We start from the raw sequence: 16,551 nt of genomic DNA on the forward strand, positions 1-16,551 counted from the left end.
ATCACAACCTGGAGGGTAACGATGACCACGTCTGCAGCACTTCGCCTTGATATCGTTGAAGAAACCACCGCCGACATGCTGGATGGTGCCGCAACCGAGATGATGACAAGCATCGCCTCGACCATGATGACCAGCATCGCGTCATCCATGATGACCAGCATCGCTTCGTCGATGATGACCAGCATTGCCTCCTCGGCGATGACCAGCATCGCAGCGGATGATGCCATGGGCGACAAGTTCTCGGGCGGCGCCAGCAGCCTGATGACCAGCATCGCCGAAGTGTGATGCCCTGACCTTTGGGGGGTGCCGCTGCCACGGTGCCCCCTGATCCCCCAAAGCGAGGTCCGAGATGTCAAATGTTGTTGCGCTGCGCCGCCAAGGGTTTGGGGTCGGCGATCGTGCCGTTCCTGCACTGATTGATCTGCTGGCCACGCGCCGGCGTCATCGCCACGATCCCTTTTGGCTGAAAGAAAACGCCGAACTGGCGCAGATTTTGGCGGCAACAGGGGTTTGCGATGCCGATCTTGGGCCGTTGCAGCCGTTTCTTGCGACCTTGATGCCCGAACTGCGGTTTTTTCCGCAGTATTACCGTTTGTATCTGTCGCTGGCGGTTGATCTTGCCGCCATGGGCATGCCCGACGTGCCGCTGCAACAGATGAGCGATTTCATATTGGCCGAGCGTTTGACCGAAGTCGAACTGTCGGACACCCATCGCGGCGAGGCCCGGTTGCTGCTGGAACGCGCCGGGGCCGTGCCGGGGGGGGATGCCGCTCTTGACGCGCGGCTGGCCCGCTTTGCCGCCAATGCGCGCGGCTTTTGTCTGCCAAACCGGCGTGCGGCCTATGATCTGACGCATATCGTCTTTCACGCCACGGATTACGGGCGCCGCAGCGTCGCGCCCGATGCCGACCGGCGCGCCAGCCTGATCAATGCCGGCATGATTGCGTGGCTGGAAGACAACCTTGATCTGCTGTCCGAGGTGGTGATCGCCTTGGTGCTTTCGGGCGAAACGCCGCCCGAGGCCTGGCGGCGGGCCGTCACCAAAGGCGCGGGCGAGGTAGAGTTTGCGCAAGGCCATGAAGGCGCCAAATTTGACGACGACTATCACCAGTATCTGGTGTCGAACTGGGCCGTTTCGCTGATGGGCGGGCGGGCCTTTGCCGCAGCTGTGCCTGCCCAAGCGCGCCTTGTTCATCAGCCAAGGCCCGCATCGGCGGCTTTGCGCGACCTGTCGATGATCTTGCTGGACATGGGGGCCGAGCGCAGTGGAGACTGGCCAAAGATGCGGTGGCGGATTTGGGGCAGGTTGTCCGAGGCCAGTCGCGCCCGCGTTGCGGCTTTGGAAATTTTGCCAGAGTTCGAAGTATTTTTTGAAGGTTTTGCCCGTGCGGGCGCGGGTGGGGGTCAGTGATATGATCAGCATGGTTCGCAATCCAATCATTTCCGGGGTTTTGCTGCTGATCGGGGCCACGCTGACCAACTCGCTGGCTGATGGCACGGTCAAGGATCTGGCGGCACGGTTGCAGGCGCCGCAGGTGTTCTTCTTGTCTGGGCTGATCATGGCGGGGCTTAGCCTGCTGACGGCGCGGGCCGGGTCGCGGCTGGGGCTGTTCACCACCAGTTGTTTGCGCAGCAAGGCCCCCGGTCTGCTTGCGCTGCGCTCGGCGGCCACGGTCGCGGCGGCGCTGGGGTTCTTTTATGCGGTCGCCAGCATTCCCCTGGCCGAAGTGTTCTTGTTCATCGGGTTGATGCCCTTGATGTCGGCCATCCTGTCGCGCCCCTTGCTGGGCGAAAGGGTGCAGCCTGCCGCTTGGGTCGGGCTGGGCATCGGGATTTTGGGCGTTTCGCTGCTGTTTCCCGATGGATTGTCGGGCCTGACAGTCGGCCATCTGTGCGGCCTTGCCGGGGCGTTCATGGGCACCTTGTCGCTGGTGTTGTCGCGCCGGATGGCCAAGGTGGAAAGCAATGCGCTGGTGCAGGTCTTTTACCCCAATCTGGCGCTGGCTTTGTCTGCGGTTGTGTTGCTGCCCGCGGTCTGGCAGCCGATGTCGCTGGCCGATCTTGGGCTGATCGTGCTGTATTCGGCGCTGCTGTTCGTGGCGCGATGGGGGATGGTGCTGGTGATGCGGCGCTTGCGCGCCCCGGTGGCCCTGCCATTGATGAATGTGCAATTTGTCTGGATGGTGGGCGTGGGATTTGTCTTTTTCGGCGAGGTGCCGGCCGCGCTGACCTTGGTCGGGGCCGCCTTGGTGATGCTGGCGGGCATCATCGCATTGACCGAACAGGCCCGCGAGGAGCGGCTGGCCCGTCTGGCTGCACGCCGGGCAAGCGCCATTGCCGCCGAATAACACGGGCGGGTTCGCCACGGCAAAAGGGCGCCTCCGGGCGCCCTTTGATCATGCGGGGGTTACATCGAAAACGACGTGCCGCAGCCACAACTGCTGCTGGCATTGGGGTTTTCGATCACAAAGCGCGCGCCAATCAGCTCTTCGGTGAAATCAATCACCGCATTTTGCAAAAAGGGCAGTGAGACACTGTCTACCAACACCTTTTGCCCGTCTTTTTCCAGCACCAGATCATCGCTGGCCGGGTCATCAAGCCGGATGTCATACTGAAAGCCCGAGCAGCCGCCGCCTTCAACCGCGACGCGCAAGGCCTTGTGTTCGCCGGTCATTTCGCAAATCTCGGCCAGCCGGGCAAAGGCACGGTCTGTCACGCGGGGGGGCAGGGTCAGGTCCATGGTTTGTTCACATATCCTTGGGCGTTCCCTTGCAATATAAGTCCGATCAAAGGCTTCAACAAGAACAGGCAGATCATATGCTCGCCCCCTTTGCCTGCCAGCCCGCCGATTGCCGGGGCCGGCTGCACCCGGAACGGATGTCGTCCTTCCGCTCGCCCTTTCAGCGTGACCGTGACCGGATCATCCATTCCAGCGCCTTTCGGCGGCTTAAGCACAAGACCCAGGTCTTTGTCGAACATGAGGGCGATTACTACCGCACCCGCCTGACCCATTCGATCGAGGTGGCGCAGGTGGCGCGCACGATTTCGGGCGTGCTGGGTCTGAACACCGATCTGGCCGAAGCGATTGCCCTGGCCCATGATCTGGGCCACACGCCCTTTGGCCATACCGGCGAAGATGCGCTGGCCGTGGTGATGCAGCCCTTTGGCGGGTTTGATCACAATGCCCAGGCCCTGCGCATCGTCACCCGGCTGGAACGGCATTACGCCGATTTCGACGGGCTGAACCTGACGTGGGAATCGCTGGAAGGCATTGCCAAGCACAACGGCCCGGTTCTGGGCGAAAACGCCGATCCCAAACATGCGGGCCAGCCCTTGCCCTATGCCTTGGAGGAGGTGAACCGCGCCTGGGATCTGGAACTGACCACCCATGCCAGTGCCGAGGCGCAGGTGGCCGCCATCGCCGATGACGTCGCCTATTCGCATCACGACCTGCATGATGGCCTGCGCTCGGGCCTGTTCACCGAGGCTGATCTGCGGGCCTTGCCGGTGACGGGGCCCGCCTATGCCGAGGTCGATGCCCTTTACCCCGATCTAGAGCCGATGCGCCGCCGCCACGAGGCGTTGCGCCGCGTGTTTGGGCGCATGGTCGAAGATGTGATCGCCGTGGCCCAAGGTCGGCTAGAGGCCGCGCAGCCGCAGTCGGTGGATGATATCCGCCACATGGGCACCACGATCATCCGCTTTTCCAAGCCCTTGTATCAGGAACTCAAGGCGATCCGGTCGTTTTTGTTCACCCGCATGTATCGCGCGCCCTCGGTGATGGAGGTGCGGGCCAAGGTGACCACAGTGGTGCGCGATCTGTTTGACCGTTTCATGAACGATCCAGCGCTGCTGCCGTCCGAATGGCAGGCCGATCTGGCCGCCGCGCAGTCCGAGGTTGAGGTGGCGCGGATCGTGGCGGATTATGTGGCCGGCATGACTGACCGTTTCGCACTGCAAGAACATGCGCGCCTGTGCGGCGGCACCGATCTGGGGGCGCAAACCCTGACCCGTCCGGGCGATTGGGTGGGGCTATAGCGCGCCCCGGTCGGGCGGGCGGTCAGCTGACAAAAACGTGACCTGCCCAAGCCTGCCCATTTGCCACCATGCCCCTAATTCATTGAGGCGAATGGAAAAAGGGGAGACGCGCATGTTCAAGGGTTTGACCCGCACCTTGGTGATTGTCACCGCTGCGATGGTTGTTTTGCCGGCAGTGGTTCTGATGGCTTCTGGCGGTGGCGAATGGATTGAGAAATTCGGGCAGATGAACCCGTTTTTCTGATCACGATTGCCGCAAGGCGTGGGGTCGGGGATGCCCGGCCCCCTTCATCTTGTCTGGCCAACACAACCGGCGGGGAGTTTTTTTACCAAGCCATTGCATCGCCGCAAAAACTGCGCAACGCTGCCCGCCCGTGCAGGACCAGAACAGCGATGCCCAGACCCAAGACCCGTATTCAGCAAAAGAACTCGGAAACCATCCTGGAAGCGGCTTTGGATGTGTTTTCCTCGCAAGGGTTTCGCGGGGCAACACTGGATCAGATCGCCGAGGTGGCGGGGCTGTCGAAGCCGAACCTGCTGTATTACTTCCCCTCGAAAGAGGCGATCCATCAGGCCCTTTTGGCCCAGTTGCTGGACACCTGGCTTGATCCCTTGCGCGCCATGAACCCGCAAGGAGAGCCGGTGGCCGAGATCATGGCCTATGTCCGGCGCAAGCTGGATCTATCGCGCGATTATCCGCGCGAAAGCCGTCTGTTCGCCAATGAAATCCTGCAAGGCGCCCCGCGCATGCAGGCGGCCATCGAGGGCGAGTTGAAGGATTTGGTGGATGACAAGGCCGCCATCCTGCAAACCTGGATGGATGAAGGCAAGATCGCGCGCATGCAGCCGGTGCATCTGATCTTCTCGATCTGGGCGCTGACCCAGCATTACGCCGATTTCGACATGCAGGTGCGCGCCGTTCTGGGCGCGGGCCATGATCCCTTTGCCGAGGCGGGCGATTTTCTGAACACGCTTTACACCCGGTTGCTGCGGCCCTGATCCTGTCTGGATTTGGGGCATCGGACGCGAATTTACAACCGTTGTAAACTTTACCGCCTCGTGTCAGTCTGGCGGTGCATGCCCAACCCACAGGTGCCCACCCATGCCCCAGACACATGCCCAGACAACCTTGCTGGCGGGCACCCATATCCGCGAGCGCAGGCTGGCGCTTGGGCTGCGGCAGGCCGAAGTGGCCGCGGGGGCGGGCATTTCGGCCAGCTATCTGAACCTGATCGAGCACAATCGCCGCAAGGTGAAGGGCGAGGTGTTGGACAGGCTGGCGCAGGTGCTGGGGGTGGAAACCGCGCTGTTGGCCGAGGGCGCGGGCGGCGCGCTGGTTGATGATCTGCGCGCAGCGGCGGCGGCGGCCCCCACGGCTGGGGCCGAGTTGGACCGGATCGAGGATTTTGCCGGGCGGTTTCCCGGCTGGGCGGCGGTGTTGGTGGCCACCCAGGCGCGGGCGGGGCAGCTGGAGCGGTTGGTGGCGGCGCTGAATGACCGCATCACCCATGATCCGCATCTGTCGGCTTCGCTGCATGAGGTGCTGTCGGCCCTGTCCTCGGTGCGCTCGACAGCGGCCATTCTGGCCGAGACCGAGGATATCGACCCCGAGTGGCGCGCGCGGTTTCACCGCAATCTGCATCAGGATTCCGAGCGTCTGGCCTCGGGGGCCGAGGCTTTGGTGGCCTATCTTGACCGGTCCGAGAATGACGAGGATCAGGATACGGCGTCCCCGCAGGAAGAGGTTGAGGGCTGGCTGGCCGACCGTGGCTGGCATCTGGCCGAACTGGAACAGCCGGGTGGGCGGGCGCTGCTGATGGCCGAGGTTGCGGGGCTGGCCTCGGCCGCGGCGCGCAAACTGGCGATGGCCTTCATCACTCAGGCCGAGGCCGAGGGCGCGCGCCTGCCCGCAGCCGTCTTGGGCCAAGCGCAAGAAGAGCATGGCGACGACCCGGCTTTGCTGGCGGATCGGCTGGGCTTGCCGGTGCTGCTGGTGATGCGGCGCATGGCGTTGCGGCCCGGATCAAAACTGGGGTTGGTGATCTGCGATGCCTCGGGCACGCTGCTGTTTCGCAAACCGGTGGAAGGCTTTGCCTTGCCCCGCTTTGGTGCGGCTTGCCCTTTGTGGCCGCTGTTCACCGCGCTGACCCGCCCGATGTCGCCGGTGGGGGCTGTGGTGGCCACCTCGGGCCGCTCTAGCCGGTTGTTTCGTGCCTTGGCAATGTGTGACATCCGCGTGCCGCAGGGCTTTGACGGGCCTGAATTGCGAGAGGCGGGGATGCTGCTGCTGCCGCTGGACCAGCCCCCTGCGGGGGCGGCGGTGTTGGGGGTGGGCAGTTCATGCCGCATCTGCCCGCGCGCCAAGTGCCCGGCGCGGCGCGAACCGTCGATCCTGTCGGAAACGGCCTAGGCCCGTTCCGCCGCCAAATCGGCACCTTGGCTTTGACTTTGCCCCCCATTCCCCGGATAGTCGGGCAAACCGGCCCAGACCGGAGGGAGGGGACCACCAGATGCCGCAAATCCTGCTGATCGAGGATGAGCCGAACATCAGCGAAGCGATCCGCTTTATCCTGTCGCGCGATGGCTGTTCGGTGACGGTGCTGCCCGATGGCACCGGGGCCTTGGAACAGATCGCCGCGCAGCGGCCTGATCTGGTGATCCTTGATCTGATGCTGCCGGGGATCAGCGGGCTGGAGATCCTTTCAGCGATGCGTGCGCAGCCCGCCTTGGCCGATCTGCCGGTGCTGATGCTGACCGCCAAGGGGCAGGGGCGTGACCGTGAGGCGGCCGAGCGGGCCGGGGTCAACCGCTTTATGACCAAGCCCTTTTCCAATGATGACATGCGCGCCGCGGTGCGCGCGCTGACGGCGCGGTAACCCTATGGCCGCGCAACGCCCACCCCTGTTCCTGCGCCCGGCCACCTATCGCCGCCGCCGCCGCCGCGATGCCGCGCGGTTGCTGCCCTTTGTGGGGGTGTTTCTGTTCTTGCTGCCGATCCTGTGGGCACCGCAGCAGACCTTTCGCCGCGACACGGCGCCCGATGGCATTTATTTGTTCATCGCTTGGGCGGGCCTGATCTTTCTGACCTTTCTGATCACCCGCAGCCTTGCCAAACCCGGCGATGATGGCGACCCCGAAGAGCCGGATGATCCGGGCAACGGCTCATAGGGGGCGCCGATGCCGTTCAACATTCTGGTTCTGTCCTGTCTGGCCTATGTGGTCTTTCTGTTTCTGGTGGCTTGGGCGGTAGAGCGTCGGGCCGATCGGGGGCAGTTTGGCTGGCTGCGCTCGCCGCTGGTCTATACCCTGTCGCTGTCGATCTATTGCACGGCCTGGACGTTTTACGGCGCCGTTGGCTATGCCGCGCGGTCGGGGCTGGAGTTTTTGACGATCTATCTGGGCCCCACGCTGGTGTTCATCGGCTGGTGGTGGATCTTGCGCAAACTGGTGCGCATCGGGCGGCAGCAGCGCGTCACCTCGATTGCCGATCTGATTTCGTCGCGCTTTGGCAAGTCAAACCTGTTGGGGGTGATCGTGACGGTGATGGCGGTGATTGCCGCCACGCCCTATATCGCGCTGCAATTGCAATCGGTGACCTTGTCGTTCGGCGTCTTTGCCAGCCCCACCGAAGATGGCTATGCCCCCCCCGGCACCGAGGCGACGGCGATCTGGGTGGCGGGGGGCCTTGCGCTGTTCACCATTCTGTTCGGCACCCGCAATCTGGATGCCAAGGAACAGCACCACGGCATTGTGACGGCCATTGCTGTCGAGGCGGTGGTCAAGCTGGTGGCGCTGATTGCGGTGGGCCTGTTCGTGGTCTGGGGGCTGGCCGATGGCGTGACCGACATGATCGCCCGCATCAATGCCTCGCCCATTGCGGATTGGAACCTGCAACCGGGGCGGTGGGCCGGGCTGATCTTTGCCTCGGCGGCGGCGGTGATCTGTTTGCCGCGCATGTTTCAGGTGATGGTGGTGGAAAACGGCGACGAGCGGCATCTGTTCACCGCCGCTTGGGCCTTTCCGCTGTATCTGTTCGCCATGAGCCTGTTCATCGTGCCCATTGCCGTGATCGGGCTGGAGCGGATGCCCAGCAGTGCCAACCCCGATATGTTCATGCTGACCCTGCCCCTGGCCGAAGGGCAGGGGGCGCTGGCAATGTTGGCCTTTCTGGGTGGGTTTTCCAGCGCAACCTCGATGGTGATTGTCGAGTCGATCGCGCTGGCCACCATGGTGTCGAACCATATCGTGATGCCGGTCTGGCTGCGCCTGCGCCCGTCTCGTGCGGTGTCGGGCGATGTGCGGCGGCTGGTGCTGTTTTCGCGCCGGTTTTCCATCGCGGCCGTGCTGGCGCTTGGCTATGCCTATTACCGCATGTCGGGCGGATCGACGGCGCTGGCGGCGATTGGCCTGATCGCCTTTGCCGGGGTGGCGCAATTCCTGCCCGCGATGATCTTTGGCATCTTCTGGCGCGGGGCCACGCGGGTGGGGGCGGCTTTGGGGCTGACCATGGGCTTTGCCGTCTGGGCCTATACGCTGTTCTTGCCATCTTTCGGGCCGGATGCGGTGATTCCGGCCATGGTTTTCGTCGATGGCCCCTTTGGCCTGCATTGGCTGCGCCCACGGGCCCTGTTCGGGGTTGATGGGATGGATCCGCTGATCCATTCGCTGTTCTGGTCGATGATCCTGAACACCGGGGTCTTTCTGGTCGGCTCGATCTTCAGTTTTCCGCGCCCGCTGGAGCGGATGCAGGGCGCGGCCTTTGTGCGCGTCTTCGAGGTGGATGCCAAAGGCCCCCGAGGCTGGAGCAAGGGGCTGGCCGAACCCGAAGACCTGCTGGTGATGACCCAGCGCATCTTGGGCGATGACGATGCCTTGCAGTTCTTTGAAAGCTCGGCCAAATCGCAGGGAAAGGCGGGCTATCTGCCCGATACAACCCCCGAATTTCTGGCGCAGCTGGAACGCCGTCTGGCCGGATCGGTGGGGGCGGCCACGGCCCATGCAATGATTTCGCAACTGGCGGGCAATGCCACGGTCACGGTGGAAGATCTGATGGCTGTGGCCAGTGAATCGGCCCAGATCATGGAATATTCGGCGCAACTGGAAAGCCAGCAAGAAGAGCTGACCCGCACCGCCCGCGCCCTGCGGGAGGCCAATGAAAAGCTGACCCAGCTTTCGGTGCAGAAAGACGCCTTTCTGTCGCAGATCAGCCATGAGTTGCGCACGCCCATGACCTCGATCCGGGCGTTTTCCGAAATTCTGACCGAAGGTGATCTGCCGCCCGAAATGGTCGCCAATTACGGCCGTATCATCCATGATGAGGCCAAGCGTCTGACGCGGTTGCTGGATGATCTGCTGGATCTGTCGGTGCTGGAAAGCGGGACGGTGCAGTTGAACCTTGGCTTGGCCAACCTAAGCCAGATGATCGACCGCGCCCTGGCCTCGGCCAGCCATACAAAGCCCGAGCGCAGCTTTCTGATCCACCGCGATCTGCCGATGGAAAACCTGTTCATCCGCACCGATGCCGACCGTCTTGTGCAGGTGTTCATCAATCTGATTTCCAACGCGCGCAAATATTGCGATGCCAAGAACCCTGAATTGCGCATTGCGATCCGCCAAAGGGCCGGGCGGGTGACGATTGATTTCATCGACAACGGATCGGGCATTCCGGCGGATAAGCAGGCGCTGATCTTTGAGAAATTCGCCCGGCTGACCGATCAGACCCGCGCCGGGGGGGCGGGTCTGGGGCTGGCCATCTGCCGCGAGGTGATGGCCAATCTGGGCGGCACGATCAGCTATTTGCCGGGGCAGGGCGGGGCAGCCTTTCGCATCTCGGTGCCGCTGCGGCTTGAACAACGCGCCGCCTAAGGCATCGCGGGGCCACGGATCGTAACCTTTTGGCAAGGCTTGTGCCGCAATTTGAACGGGCAAAGTCAGAAGGGCAGCAGCGTGACGGGTCAAGTTTTGCGGCGAAAGGTGCGGGTCGTGCAACGCGGCCCGGCAGAAGGGGGGTCTGTTCCCGAACGGGCGTGGCGCGTGGCCTTCGCCCGCGCCCTGCGAGATGAGGTGGGGTTGCAGGGCGAATTTGCATCCCTGTCGATCGCCCGCATGTCTTTGGCCGAAGTGCTGGATCTGCCCCCCGAACGCGCCCTGATCCTGACGCTGGAGGGGCCTGAATTGGGTATGGGCCTGCTGATCCTTTCGGCGGAAGTGATGTCGGGGATGGTTGAGATGATGACGCTGGGCCGCTGCACCTCGCAACCGGTTGAGGCGCGCAAACCCACGCGCACCGATGCGGCCATGGTGGCCCCCGTGGCCGAACGGGCCCTGCGCAACCTTGAAGCGGCGCTGGAGGCCGAGGCTGATCTGGTCTGGACCAGCGATTTCCACTTTGCCTCCAGTCTTGAAGATGCGCGCCCGCTGGCGCTGCTGCTGGAAGACATCCCCTATCGGGTGGTCCGGGGCCGGCTGACATTGGCTGATGGCGTGCGCGAAGGCGGGGTCGTTCTGGTTCTGCCAGCCGAAGGGCGGGGCCGCAAACCCGATATGCCCCCCGAGGTGACACCCGAATCCCTGGCAGCGCCTGTCTTCGCGGCCAAGCTTGCGGCCCAGGTGGAACAGGCGCAGGTCCGGTTTGACGCGGTGCTGACCCGGCTGACCCTGCCGATTGCCGACGCAATGGCGCTGACCCCCGATATGGTGCTGGCACTGCCAAGTGCCGCGCTGGACCGGATCAGTCTGGAAGGGCTGGATGGGCGCAAGCTGGGTGAGGGCAAGCTGGGCCAGCAACGCGGCATGCGCGCCGTGCGCCTGACCGTGCCGGCCACGGGCCATTGGGCAGAGCCCGGGCGATCAAAGCCGATGCCCGGCGACCGGCTGCCAGATCAAACAGAGATGTCCCCGCCGCTGGCTGCGACGGGGACATGATCAGGGTCTGGTTGCTTGTGCTGATCTGGCTGTGGCGTGGCTCAGCCTTTGGCCATCGCCTCCAACTGGCTGCGCAGGCCCTCCAGCGCATAACCGTGCCGGGCCGGAAGGTTGATCAGATCATCAACCGGCATCTTGTCGGCATGGGCCAGGGCCCAGACGATGGACGACCGGTTGCCACTGGCGCAATAGGCCAGAACCGGGCCGGTGGCCTGCGCAATCGCCTTGGCCTGTGCCACGACATTCTCCATCGTCAGCATGCCGCCGATCACCGGGTTGGCCACAAAGACCAAACCCGCCGCCTGTGCCGCTTCGGCCATCAGGGCCGTATGGTGGCTGGGGGGGATTTCGCCGTCAGGGCGGTTGTCGATCACCATGGCAAAGCCTGCGGCCTTGATCGCCGCGCAATCCGCGGGGTCGATCTGGGGCGAAACGGCGTAATCGGGGGTCAGCGGGCGGATGTCCATGCGGTTTCTCCTTGGGCGCGGATCAGGCGCAAGATGGGGGGCGTGGCGACCATAGCGGCGACCATCGCCAGAAGAAAGACCACACCGCCCCAACCATTCAGAAAGGCGGCGGCCAGGGCCGGGCCAGGGCACAGCCCCACCAGCCCCCAACCGGCCCCAAACAGGACAGACCCCCAGATCAGGCGGCCATCCAGCGTTTGTTCCGGCTTTTCGGGAAGGGCATTGCCCAAGACCGCCACACGCCGCGCCGCGGCGATGCGCCAGGCCACGAACATCGGTATGATCGCCCCCCCCATGACAAAGGCAAGGGTCGGATCCCAATCGCCAAAGACATCAAGCCAGCCCTGCACCTTGACGGTGTCGATCATCCCCGACACCAACAGGCCTGCGCCGAACAAGGCCCCGGACAGGGCCGCGAAAAAGCTGCGCTTCATCTTAGATCACCCCCAACCAGTGCCGAAAGGCCAGAACAACAACGCCGCCGGCCAAGATATAGGCCACAGTGGCCATGATGCCGCGCAGCGACAGCCGCGAAATGCCGCAGACCCCGTGACCCGAGGTGCAGCCATTGGCAAGGCGTGTGCCAAATCCGACCAGCAAACCCGCCGCCACCAGCAGCCAGATATTGTCGGTCAGCCGCGTGTCAACACGGTCATAAAGTGGCACCATCAGTGGCGGCACCAGGATCAGCCCCGCCAGAAACGCCAGCCTCTCGGCCCAGGTGCTGCGGCCGCTGCCATCGACCAGCCCACCCAGAATGCCCGAGGCCCCCATGATGCGCCCGTTGACCAGCAGGTAAAGGGCACCCGCACATCCGATCATGAGGCCGCCAACAAAGCCCCAGACCCAATCTTGTTCGATCATGTTTTTTCCCTGTAAGACGCGACGGCGCAGGCTCCCATTCCGGCGCCGCCAGATAGATCACAGCCCGTTGATGGGCACTTTCAGATAGGATTGGCCGTTGTCCTCGGGCTCGGGCATCTGGCCCGCGCGCATGTTCACCTGCAACGACGGAATGATCAGGCGCGGCATCGCCAGTTCGGAATCGCGCTTGGTGCGCATGGCGATGAAATCGGCCTTGGATTTGCCCGCGCCAACATGTTTGTTCAGCGCTTTTTGTGCGCCCACCGTCGTCTCCCAGGCATAGGTGTCGCGCCCCTCGGCCTTGTAATCGTGGCCGACGAAAATGCGGGTTTCTTCTGGCAGGGCCAGGATTTTCTGGATCGAATTCCACAGCATTTCCGCCGAGCCACCCGGAAAATCGCAGCGCGCCGTGCCGAAATCGGGCATGAACAGCGTGTCGCCGACAAAGGCCGCATCGCCGATGACATAGGTCAGGCAGGCCGGGGTGTGGCCGGGCGTGTGCAGCACATCGGCCCGCATCTGGCCGATCATCAGGCTGTCGCCTTCCTTGAACAACTGGTCGAACTGGCTGCCATCGCGCTGAAACCGCGTGCCTTCGTTGAAGATCTTGCCAAAGGTATCCTGCACCACGGTGATCCGGTCACCGATGCCGATCTTGCCGCCAAGGCGTTCCTGAATATAAGGCGCAGCCGAGAGATGGTCTGCATGCACATGGGTTTCCAGCACCCATTCCAGTCGCAGATCCTGCTTGCGGATGAAATCGATCACCGCATCGGCCGAGCGGGTGTCGGTGCGGCCTGATGCATAGTCAAAATCCAGAACGGAATCGACCACGGCGCAAGATTTGCCTTCGGGTTCGACCACCACATAGGTGATCGTATTGGTGGCCTCGTCGAAAAACGCGTGAACGGCGGGGGACATCGGGCATCTCCTGTAAAAGCTCTGGGCAGGATATAGGTTCGGTGCCAAACATTGCAAGTCATGAATATGACGCGCTGTCTGTCTTGTGAACGGGCCGGCGGTCAGGGGCTTGACCTGAGTCAATGCGGCGTCCTTGGCCCCAGTTTAGACTGATCGGGCACGAAAAGGGAGAGAGATCACGATGAAGGATGTAGCAGAGCGCAAGGCCCAGTTGGTGGCTCGCCTTGGTGACCTCACCTCACGGCTGACGCAGATCGATGCCGAGCTGGACAGCCACAACAACCCCGACTGGGAAGAACTGGCGGTTGAGCGCGAGGGCGATGAGGTTCTGGAATCGATGGGTGTTTCGGGCCAGCAAGAGATCAAGATGATCGAGGCCGCCTTGCAGCGCATCGAGACGGGCGAATACGGGTTTTGCATGACCTGTGGCGACCAGATCAGCGAAGAGCGGCTGGATGTGCTGCCCTTTACCCCGTTCTGCAAGACCTGCGCAAAATAACACAGGGAGAAGAGACATGGGACAAGATGAAGACATGAAGCGGATGTCTGATCTGGCAGGCCAGATGGCCCAAGCCGCAGCCAAAGGCAGCACGGCAGGCTTGTCTTTGCTGTTGGCAGAAATGAATGCACTTAGCGCGATGATGCCGGGCGTGTTCGGGATGCCACAGCCTGCGCTGTCGGCCAAAGAGCAGGAAGAACGGCGTCGCCAGCAAGAGGCCGAAGTCGAAGACAGCTTTGACAACATGCCGGTTTAGGCCGGTTCTGCGCGGTATTGACGCCCATTCGGGCGCAAGTGGCTTGACCACAGCCAACAGGGCGCGGCACTGTGGCGCTGCGGGCCTGTGTCAGCCCGTCGAAACAGCAGGTTAGGGTGTGAGCGAGCTGATCCGAACAGGTCATGACAGCGGGGGCATGGATCTTGTCATCGAGGCAGGGTCAGGCCAGGCGGCTGTGGCCTTGGGGCGGCGCGATCTGCGCGACGGATTGGTGGCGGCGCTGACCTCTCTGCCCGCCGGTGTGTCTTTCGTGTTGATCCGGGGGGCTGTGGCTGCGGCATTTGCCGGGCCCGATTTGCCGCAGGCCGAGGATGCGGCTTCTCCGACCCTGTCTGATCTTTGCGCGGCGATCGAGGCTTGCCCGGTGCCGGTTGGCATCTTGCTGGAAGGCACGGCCAGCGGTCGCGGCGCCGAGGTGTATCTGGCCGCCCATCTGCGGTTGGCCGTTCCTGCGGCGCGGGTGGTGTTTTCATCGGTATCGTTTGGGCAGGTGCCGGGGGCAGGGGCGACGCAGCGCCTGCCGCGTCTGGTGGGTGCCGAGCATGCCTTGCGCCTGATGCGCGCGGCGCGGCCCGTGCCAGCCGCCGAGGCGCTGGCGATTGGTCTGATCGATCAGGTGCTGGACCAAAGCGAGGAGCCCGAGGTTTTGGCCACTGCGCGGGCCGCCCTGCGGGCGATGGCTGCACCGCGCCCCAGTCTGGCCCGGACCGAGGGCTTTCGCGACGGGCGCGCCTATCTGGCTGCGATTGCAGCGGCGCGCAAAGAGGGTTCAGACCCGGCCACGCGATCAAAGGCAGAGGCCGCGCTGATTGACTGTGTAGAGGCGGCGCTGTTGTTGCCCGCCGATCAGGGCCTTTCCTTTGCGCAGACGCTGGGCACGGAAATCGCCCAGTCTGCCGAGGCTGCGGCCCTGACCCATATCTACCGCGCCGAATTGCGGGCGGCGCAAATTCCGGCAGCATTGTCGCAATTTGAGGCCAGACTGGTGCGCCATCTGGGTGTGGCGGGGGCCGATCCGGCGCTGGCCGGGCTGGTGCTGACGGCGCTAAGCCGGGGGGCCAGCGTGACCCTGGTCGAGCCGCAGCGTGACCGGCTGGTTGCCTTTTTGCAAACCGTTGCGGCCCGGCAAGAGGCAGCCGTCAAAGCCGGGCAAATGACTGCAACGCAGCGCGATGCCGATTGGGCGCGCCTGTCGCCGGTTGTCGACGCCTCTGCCCTCGGTGCCGCCGATCTGATCCTGGCCCAGCCCGAGGTGGTTTTGCCCGCACTGGCAAAAACGGTGCCTGTGCTGACCACAGGGCGCGGCGCTTTGGCTGTGGGGGCTTACCGGCTGGTTCTGACGGGGCGGGTGGCGGAACTGGGCCTGCCGGCCTCTTCTGTTGGTCCGGTGGCGCTGACCGCTTGGGCGTTCTTGCGCCGGATGGGCCTGCATGTGGTGCTGACGGGCCAGCAATCTGCCATCGGCATCGCGGGGCGCTTGGCGGCCGCCGGGGGGGCGGCGCTGCGCGGTTTGGTTGACATGGGGGTGCCGCCTGATGCGGTGCGGGCCGCACTTCGGGCCTTTGGCCAGTCGCTGAACGGGTTGGCCCCGGCCCAGGACGTGCCGCCGCGCCCCATGGAGGATGCCGAAATCTGCCAACGCTGGCTGGCGGCGCTGGCGAATGAGGCGGCGCGGCTGATGCAGGCGGGGCTGACCAGCACGCCGGGCGATATTGATCTGGTGGCGGTGGCGGGCCTTGGCTTTCCGCGCCATCGCGGCGGCCCGCTGCATCAGGCCGATCAGCGCGGGCTGCTGATCCTGCGCCGTGATCTGATGCAATGGCAGGCCGATGCGCCGGTCTGGGTGCCCGTGGCGGCGCTGGATGCGCTGGTGTCGCTGGGCCGGGGCTTTGCGGGCGCGATCAGGACAGAATGACGCCCATCACCACGGCCATCAACCCAAGGCCCGAGACGGCAAGTGCGCCAAGGTTCAGCACGATCACGCGCTGAAGCTGTGCCTTGATCTGATCATCCGGCAAGCCCGACTTTTTGGCGCGCATCGCCAGAACGATGCACCAGACCAGCCCGGCCACGCCCACCATCGTCAGTGCCGTGCCGACCCAGATCACATATTCCATCATTGCCCATCCCCGTTCAGATACCGCCCGCCGCCTATCCTGTGCGGGGGCTTGGTGCAAGTCTTGAACCCCGGCCCGCGCCGCGCTAGGGAAGGGTTCCCGCCAGGATCTGCCAGCATGAGGCCAAAATGAACGATATGACCGACGCCTATAACGTCACCGCAGACGAGTTGCGCCAGTTCATCGAGCGCGCCGAGCAGTTGGCGGCCGAAAAGAAAGACATCGCCGAACAGGAAAAAGAGCTGTTCGCCGAGGCCAAGGGCCGGGGCTATGACACCAAGGTGATGCGCAAGGTGATTGCACTGCGCAAGCGCAAGCCCGACGAGATTGCCGAAGAAGAAGCCGTGCTGGAAATGTACAAATCCGCCCTTGGCATGGCCTGACGTCTGGCACAGCCGATGCGCGTGGCAAACCGGCCCGTCGTGGCCGGTTTTTTCATGCGCA

General features: G+C 63.8%; 21 protein-coding genes. 15 read left to right on the forward strand and 6 right to left on the reverse strand.

Translation table 11 applies throughout. The features are described 5' to 3' along the window. Positions 1-21: 21 nt before the first annotated feature. From V3C85_RS05050 to V3C85_RS05060, 3 genes are all read left to right on the forward strand, one after another. Positions 22-285, forward strand: coding sequence for a hypothetical protein (locus tag V3C85_RS05050; RefSeq protein ID WP_331793997.1), 264 nt, complete (start codon positions 22-24; stop codon positions 283-285). A gap of 64 nt (positions 286-349) precedes the next feature. Beyond that, entirely contained in the window at positions 350-1,411 is a 1,062-nt protein-coding gene (locus tag V3C85_RS05055; RefSeq protein WP_331793998.1) for a DUF6902 family protein, read from the forward strand. Position 1,412: 1 nt separating this feature from the next. Further along, positions 1,413-2,348: a DMT family transporter gene (locus V3C85_RS05060; protein WP_331793999.1), complete on the forward strand. Its 936-nt coding sequence runs from the start codon at positions 1,413-1,415 to the stop codon at positions 2,346-2,348. A gap of 59 nt (positions 2,349-2,407) precedes the next feature. On the opposite strand, the gene V3C85_RS05065 is transcribed toward V3C85_RS05060, so the two are convergent. Further along, the gene (locus V3C85_RS05065) at positions 2,408-2,734 is read right to left on the reverse strand and encodes a HesB/IscA family protein (RefSeq protein WP_331794159.1); all 327 of its coding nucleotides are present in this window, start codon (positions 2,732-2,734) and stop codon (positions 2,408-2,410) included. A gap of 83 nt (positions 2,735-2,817) precedes the next feature. On the opposite strand from V3C85_RS05065, the gene V3C85_RS05070 reads away from it, so the two are divergent. From V3C85_RS05070 to V3C85_RS05105, 8 genes are all read left to right on the forward strand, one after another. Further along, a complete protein-coding gene (locus tag V3C85_RS05070; protein ID WP_331794000.1) occupies positions 2,818-4,038 on the forward strand; it encodes a deoxyguanosinetriphosphate triphosphohydrolase in 1,221 nt (406 codons plus the stop codon). Between the two features lie 112 nt (positions 4,039-4,150). Continuing rightward, complete coding sequence (locus V3C85_RS05075; protein WP_331794001.1) at positions 4,151-4,282, forward strand: hypothetical protein; 132 nt, start codon at positions 4,151-4,153, stop codon at positions 4,280-4,282. Between the two features lie 149 nt (positions 4,283-4,431). Beyond that, a complete protein-coding gene (locus V3C85_RS05080) occupies positions 4,432-5,037 on the forward strand; it encodes a TetR family transcriptional regulator C-terminal domain-containing protein (RefSeq protein ID WP_331794002.1) in 606 nt (201 codons plus the stop codon). Positions 5,038-5,140: 103 nt separating this feature from the next. Further along, complete coding sequence (locus V3C85_RS05085) at positions 5,141-6,448, forward strand: helix-turn-helix domain-containing protein (protein WP_331794003.1); 1,308 nt, start codon at positions 5,141-5,143, stop codon at positions 6,446-6,448. Positions 6,449-6,548: 100 nt separating this feature from the next. Then, positions 6,549-6,914, forward strand: coding sequence for a response regulator transcription factor (locus V3C85_RS05090; RefSeq protein WP_331794004.1), 366 nt, complete (start codon positions 6,549-6,551; stop codon positions 6,912-6,914). Between the two features lie 4 nt (positions 6,915-6,918). Beyond that, complete coding sequence (locus tag V3C85_RS05095; RefSeq protein WP_331794005.1) at positions 6,919-7,206, forward strand: hypothetical protein; 288 nt, start codon at positions 6,919-6,921, stop codon at positions 7,204-7,206. 9 nt (positions 7,207-7,215) lie between these two features. Next, positions 7,216-9,903, forward strand: a complete 2,688-nt coding sequence (locus tag V3C85_RS05100; protein WP_331794006.1) for an ATP-binding protein — start codon at positions 7,216-7,218, stop codon at positions 9,901-9,903. Between the two features lie 81 nt (positions 9,904-9,984). Beyond that, on the forward strand, positions 9,985-10,962 hold the full coding sequence (locus V3C85_RS05105) for a FliM/FliN family flagellar motor switch protein (RefSeq protein ID WP_331794007.1): 978 nt from the start codon (positions 9,985-9,987) through the stop codon (positions 10,960-10,962). 41 nt (positions 10,963-11,003) lie between these two features. On the opposite strand, the gene V3C85_RS05110 is transcribed toward V3C85_RS05105, so the two are convergent. The 4 genes from V3C85_RS05110 to V3C85_RS05125 are packed head-to-tail and all read right to left on the reverse strand — an operon-like array spanning position 11,004 to position 13,214. After that, positions 11,004-11,429 carry a TIGR01244 family sulfur transferase gene (locus V3C85_RS05110; protein ID WP_331794008.1) on the reverse strand — a complete coding sequence of 142 codons (426 nt, stop codon included), beginning with the start codon at positions 11,427-11,429 and terminating at the stop codon, positions 11,004-11,006. Further along, positions 11,411-11,863 (reverse strand): DUF6691 family protein, encoded by a 453-nt coding sequence (locus V3C85_RS05115; protein WP_331794009.1) that lies wholly within the window; start codon positions 11,861-11,863, stop codon positions 11,411-11,413. The genes V3C85_RS05110 and V3C85_RS05115 overlap by 19 nt, the downstream gene beginning before the upstream one ends. A 1-nt stretch (position 11,864) precedes the next feature. Further along, a complete protein-coding gene (locus V3C85_RS05120) occupies positions 11,865-12,290 on the reverse strand; it encodes a YeeE/YedE family protein (protein ID WP_331794160.1) in 426 nt (141 codons plus the stop codon). A 60-nt stretch (positions 12,291-12,350) separates the two neighbouring features. Continuing rightward, positions 12,351-13,214: an MBL fold metallo-hydrolase gene (locus V3C85_RS05125; RefSeq protein ID WP_331794010.1), complete on the reverse strand. Its 864-nt coding sequence runs from the start codon at positions 13,212-13,214 to the stop codon at positions 12,351-12,353. 181 nt (positions 13,215-13,395) lie between these two features. On the opposite strand from V3C85_RS05125, the gene V3C85_RS05130 reads away from it, so the two are divergent. From V3C85_RS05130 to V3C85_RS05140, 3 genes are all read left to right on the forward strand, one after another. Continuing rightward, entirely contained in the window at positions 13,396-13,713 is a 318-nt protein-coding gene (locus V3C85_RS05130) for a TraR/DksA family transcriptional regulator (RefSeq protein ID WP_331794011.1), read from the forward strand. Between the two features lie 16 nt (positions 13,714-13,729). After that, positions 13,730-13,969: a hypothetical protein gene (locus V3C85_RS05135; RefSeq protein ID WP_331794012.1), complete on the forward strand. Its 240-nt coding sequence runs from the start codon at positions 13,730-13,732 to the stop codon at positions 13,967-13,969. A gap of 157 nt (positions 13,970-14,126) precedes the next feature. Continuing rightward, positions 14,127-15,905 (forward strand): enoyl-CoA hydratase-related protein, encoded by a 1,779-nt coding sequence (locus tag V3C85_RS05140; RefSeq protein ID WP_331794013.1) that lies wholly within the window; start codon positions 14,127-14,129, stop codon positions 15,903-15,905. On the opposite strand, the gene V3C85_RS05145 is transcribed toward V3C85_RS05140, so the two are convergent. Continuing rightward, a complete protein-coding gene (locus V3C85_RS05145; protein ID WP_331794014.1) occupies positions 15,892-16,110 on the reverse strand; it encodes a hypothetical protein in 219 nt (72 codons plus the stop codon). The genes V3C85_RS05140 and V3C85_RS05145 overlap by 14 nt on opposite strands. 125 nt (positions 16,111-16,235) lie before the next feature. Here V3C85_RS05145 and V3C85_RS05150 point away from each other — a divergent pair, with 125 nt between their 5' ends. Next, positions 16,236-16,490: a DUF2312 domain-containing protein gene (locus tag V3C85_RS05150; protein ID WP_331794015.1), complete on the forward strand. Its 255-nt coding sequence runs from the start codon at positions 16,236-16,238 to the stop codon at positions 16,488-16,490. Positions 16,491-16,551 lie beyond the last annotated feature (61 nt).

The sequence above is a fragment of the Pseudotabrizicola sp. L79 genome, from assembly GCF_036553525.1.
In the GTDB taxonomy this organism is placed as follows: Bacteria; Pseudomonadota; Alphaproteobacteria; order Rhodobacterales; family Rhodobacteraceae; genus Pseudotabrizicola.

Excerpts from the sequence above, each read along its gene's own strand:
- V3C85_RS05060 (WP_331793999.1), top strand. The coding sequence starts at position 1,413 with ATGATCAGCATGGTTCGCAATCCAATCATTTCCGGGGTTTTGCTGCTG.
- V3C85_RS05150 (WP_331794015.1), top strand. The coding sequence starts at position 16,236 with ATGAACGATATGACCGACGCCTATAACGTCACCGCAGACGAGTTGCGC.
- V3C85_RS05125 (WP_331794010.1), bottom strand. The coding sequence starts at position 13,214 with ATGTCCCCCGCCGTTCACGCGTTTTTCGACGAGGCCACCAATACGATC.
- V3C85_RS05130 (WP_331794011.1), top strand. The coding sequence starts at position 13,396 with ATGAAGGATGTAGCAGAGCGCAAGGCCCAGTTGGTGGCTCGCCTTGGT.
- V3C85_RS05075 (WP_331794001.1), top strand. The coding sequence starts at position 4,151 with ATGTTCAAGGGTTTGACCCGCACCTTGGTGATTGTCACCGCTGCGATG.
- V3C85_RS05095 (WP_331794005.1), top strand. The coding sequence starts at position 6,919 with ATGGCCGCGCAACGCCCACCCCTGTTCCTGCGCCCGGCCACCTATCGC.
- V3C85_RS05110 (WP_331794008.1), bottom strand. The coding sequence starts at position 11,429 with ATGGACATCCGCCCGCTGACCCCCGATTACGCCGTTTCGCCCCAGATC.
- V3C85_RS05145 (WP_331794014.1), bottom strand. The coding sequence starts at position 16,110 with ATGATGGAATATGTGATCTGGGTCGGCACGGCACTGACGATGGTGGGC.
- V3C85_RS05085 (WP_331794003.1), top strand. The coding sequence starts at position 5,141 with ATGCCCCAGACACATGCCCAGACAACCTTGCTGGCGGGCACCCATATC.
- V3C85_RS05100 (WP_331794006.1), top strand. The coding sequence starts at position 7,216 with ATGCCGTTCAACATTCTGGTTCTGTCCTGTCTGGCCTATGTGGTCTTT.
- V3C85_RS05140 (WP_331794013.1), top strand. The coding sequence starts at position 14,127 with ATGGATCTTGTCATCGAGGCAGGGTCAGGCCAGGCGGCTGTGGCCTTG.
- V3C85_RS05070 (WP_331794000.1), top strand. The coding sequence starts at position 2,818 with ATGCTCGCCCCCTTTGCCTGCCAGCCCGCCGATTGCCGGGGCCGGCTG.
- V3C85_RS05050 (WP_331793997.1), top strand. The coding sequence starts at position 22 with ATGACCACGTCTGCAGCACTTCGCCTTGATATCGTTGAAGAAACCACC.
- V3C85_RS05135 (WP_331794012.1), top strand. The coding sequence starts at position 13,730 with ATGGGACAAGATGAAGACATGAAGCGGATGTCTGATCTGGCAGGCCAG.
- V3C85_RS05055 (WP_331793998.1), top strand. The coding sequence starts at position 350 with ATGTCAAATGTTGTTGCGCTGCGCCGCCAAGGGTTTGGGGTCGGCGAT.
- V3C85_RS05115 (WP_331794009.1), bottom strand. The coding sequence starts at position 11,863 with ATGAAGCGCAGCTTTTTCGCGGCCCTGTCCGGGGCCTTGTTCGGCGCA.
- V3C85_RS05080 (WP_331794002.1), top strand. The coding sequence starts at position 4,432 with ATGCCCAGACCCAAGACCCGTATTCAGCAAAAGAACTCGGAAACCATC.
- V3C85_RS05090 (WP_331794004.1), top strand. The coding sequence starts at position 6,549 with ATGCCGCAAATCCTGCTGATCGAGGATGAGCCGAACATCAGCGAAGCG.